This window comes from Planktosalinus sp. (genome assembly GCF_059864935.1).
In genome coordinates this window covers 1-3,637 of sequence record NZ_JCBCCK010000047.1, presented here as the reverse complement: position 1 = coordinate 3,637, position 3,637 = coordinate 1, and the positions used below count along the sequence as shown (strand labels likewise).

Genomic DNA, 3,637 nt, shown 5'->3' with positions numbered 1-3,637 from the left:
GGAATATGTTTCCCAAAAAACAGTGGTATTTATCAAAAACCCTGACTTGCTTTTCAGCGGGATTGATTCGCTTTACGCGAAAGCCGAAGAAACATTTTCAAAGATGGAACAGGGTATTAAACAGCTAACTCCTGAAACGCTTTTTTGCAATTCCGAAGTCCTAAAAGAGCAACTGGAAGTTTTTACAAAGGTTATTTTTCAAAAAAGTTTGAGCGATAAGAGCATTGACTTTAAAACCACTCCACAACCTTCATTCAACAAGCAGTTTGACCTGCTTATTCAAAACCTGAATGAAAACACGGCAGACGGTTATAAAAACTATATTTTCTGTTCATCAGCAAACCAAGCAAAACGCTTTCACGATATTTTTGAAGATGCTGAAGTCGATGTGAAACAATTTGAAACAGTAGTTTTTCCGCTCCATCTGGGTTTTATTGACCACCTTCAAAAAAATGTGTGCTATACAGACCATCAGATTTTTGAACGTTACCACAAGTTTCAGCTTAAAAACGGTTACGCTAAAAAACAAGCTATCACCCTAAAAGAGTTGACCAATCTGGAAATTGGTGATTATGTCACCCATATCGACCACGGAATCGGGAAATTTGGCGGCTTGCAAAAAATTGATGTGGAAGGTAAAAAACAAGAAGCCATTAAATTGGTTTACGGTGAAAGGGACATTCTTTACCTGAGCATTCACTCGCTTCACAAAATATCAAAATATAACGGCAAAGACGGGAAACCACCTAAAATATACAAGCTGGGTTCAAATGCATGGAAAGTTTTAAAGCAAAAAACCAAAACACGGGTTAAGGAAATCGCCTTCAACCTCATCGAGTTGTATGCCAAGCGAAAACTCCAAAAAGGGTTCGCCTTTGACCCTGATTCTTATTTGCAACACGAGTTGGAGTCTTCCTTTATTTATGAAGACACACCTGACCAAATCACCTCAACAGAAGACGTCAAGCGCGATATGGAAAGTGAGCAACCCATGGACCGTCTAGTGTGTGGTGATGTGGGCTTCGGCAAAACCGAAGTGGCGATACGAGCCGCTTTTAAAGCTGTGGACAACGGCAAACAGGTGGCCGTTTTAGTTCCCACGACCATTTTGGCATTTCAGCATTTCAAAACTTTTACCGAACGGCTTGCAGAAATGCCGGTCAATGTAGATTACCTCAACCGTTTCCGAACAACAAAAGAGCGGAACAATGTTCTTGAAAATCTCGCTAACGGCAAACTGGACATAGTGATAGGCACCCATCAACTCATCAACAAAGCCGTAAAATTCAAAGACCTAGGCTTGCTCATTATTGACGAGGAGCAGAAGTTTGGTGTGGCTGCAAAAGACAAGCTTAAACTTATCAAGGAAAATGTGGACACGTTGACATTAACTGCAACTCCCATTCCGCGGACATTGCAGTTCAGCTTGATGGCTGCACGGGATTTATCGGTCATCACCACTCCACCGCCTAACCGATACCCAATCGAAACTCATGTAATCCGTTTTTCTGAAGAGGTTATTCGCGATGGGATTAGTTATGAAATTTCGCGTGGCGGGCAGGTGTTTTTTGTGCACAACCGTATTGAAAATATCAAGGAAGTGGCAGGGATGGTGCAACGTTTGGTGCCTGATGCCAAAATTGGCATAGGTCACGGGCAGTTGGACGGAAAGAAACTGGAAAACCTGATGCTGGCGTTTATGAACGGTGAGTTTGATGTGCTGGTTTCCACAACCATTATAGAAAGCGGACTCGATGTACCCAATGCCAACACTATTTTTATCAACAACGCCAACAATTTCGGTTTAAGTGATTTGCACCAAATGCGAGGACGTGTGGGAAGAAGCAACAAAAAAGCATTTTGCTATTTCATCACTCCTGAATACTCTGCAATGACAGATGACGCCCGAAAACGAATCACGGCACTGGAGCAATTTTCAGAATTGGGCAGCGGACTTAATATTGCAATGAAAGATTTAGAAATTCGCGGTGCAGGTGATTTGCTCGGCGGTGAGCAAAGCGGGTTTATCAACGAAATTGGTTTTGATACCTATCAAAAAATACTTGCCGAAGCCATAGAAGAACTCAAGGAAAAAGAGTTTAAAGACCTTTACAAGGGCGAAAAAGATAAAAAATACATCAAAGAAACCGTTATTGACACCGATTTTGAAATCCTCTTCCCCGATGATTATGTCAATAACATTACCGAAAGACTCAACCTCTACAACAAACTCTCAGAACTCAAAACCGAAGAAGGCTTACAGCAATTTGAAAAAGAGCTTATAGACCGTTTTGGCAACCTGCCCGTTCAAGTAGCAGATTTGCTGGACAGTATTAGGATTAAATGGATTGCCATCACTATGGGTCTGGAGCGTGTGGTAATGAAACAAGGCAAGTTTGTGGGCTATTTTATTGCTGACCAACAATCAGGATTTTATCAAAGTGAATCGTTTCAAAAGGTGTTGCAGTTTGTGCAGTCTCAATCGGGCTTGGTAAAACTGAAAGAAAAAGAAACCCGCAACGGCTTGCGGTTGATTTTAAGTTTTGAACATGTACAATCGGTAAAGCAGGCTTTGAAGGTTTTAGAAAGGTTTTAGGCTTCCCAGCCCTCTCAGGGTTTTCCCGATGACTATCGGGACTGAGAGGGTTGAACTATTGTTTAATAAACTTTTTACTCACCCGCACTCCTGCCTCACTTTCAAGCACCACAAAATACAAACCCGGGTTGAATGCCTTTACGTCAATAGTCTTGTCACCGGTTTCAAGAGAATGCTTTTGCAATTGTTTGCCATTGAGGTCATAGGTTGTTGCTGTAACGGCTTGGTTTGAGCCGTTGTTTACATGCAAGGTTTCATTGACCGGGTTCGGGTATAAAGTAAAACTATTTTGACTAAAACTTGCTGCTGACAGCAACACACTGTTATATACCGCCCAGTCACCCTCACCGTTTTCTATGGTGAGTTGGTAATAGTTATTTACGGTTGCTATGGTGTAGGTGAAGGGGTTTTTAAAAACGTCTGTTTGTGATGTAGAATCCCAAAAGTGAAAAATAGAAAAATAGATCTCTCTATAAAAATTAAGATCAGAACTTGGTGCCACACATTCTCCAGTGAGGACACATTCATCAATTTCTGACAAATTCATCATGTTTCCTCCTGCATACGATGTTTTAGCCCAAAAACACATAAACTCACATAATGAAATAAATAACAAATTGTTTTTTTCATCAAATTCAGTTATTGCCGCTTCTGCAGTATAATAATTAGCTAAAATATAATCGACACTATTAACGTTTACTTTCTCCAAATACCAAGTATGGTTAAATAGTTCGGGGTCTTGGGCGTATAGCCATCCACCAGCCCCTCCAAGGGAGGGCAGTAAGAAAGCTATTGCAATTAAATTTACATAGAGTAATTTTATTTTTTTTAATTTTAAAATTTTCATATCGTTTTTTATTTAAAGCTTTAGTTAATTATCAATTGTTTGGCATGAACTGTCTGTCCGTCAACGGTCAATATAACCGCATAATGTCCCGGCGGGTATGTCTCTACTTTCAGGCTTCAATCCCGAAACTTCGGGACTAAAAAGAGTTAAACCTTAGTTATTCCTTTACAAACTTTTTACTCACCCGCTCTCCT

General features: G+C 40.5%; 2 protein-coding genes. One reads left to right on the top strand and one right to left on the bottom strand.

Annotated features, from left to right (window positions below; translation table 11 throughout):
* Positions 1–2,596, top strand: a 2,596-nt coding sequence (mfd, locus tag AC6F75_RS01960) for a transcription-repair coupling factor (RefSeq protein ID WP_500713240.1), incomplete at its 5' end; no start/stop codon positions are given.
* A 55-nt stretch (positions 2,597–2,651) separates the two neighbouring features.
* Here mfd and AC6F75_RS01955 read toward each other — a convergent pair.
* On the bottom strand, positions 2,652–3,443 hold the full coding sequence (locus AC6F75_RS01955) for a T9SS type A sorting domain-containing protein (RefSeq protein ID WP_500713239.1): 792 nt from the start codon (positions 3,441–3,443) through the stop codon (positions 2,652–2,654).
* Between the last annotated feature and the right edge of the window lie 194 nt (positions 3,444–3,637).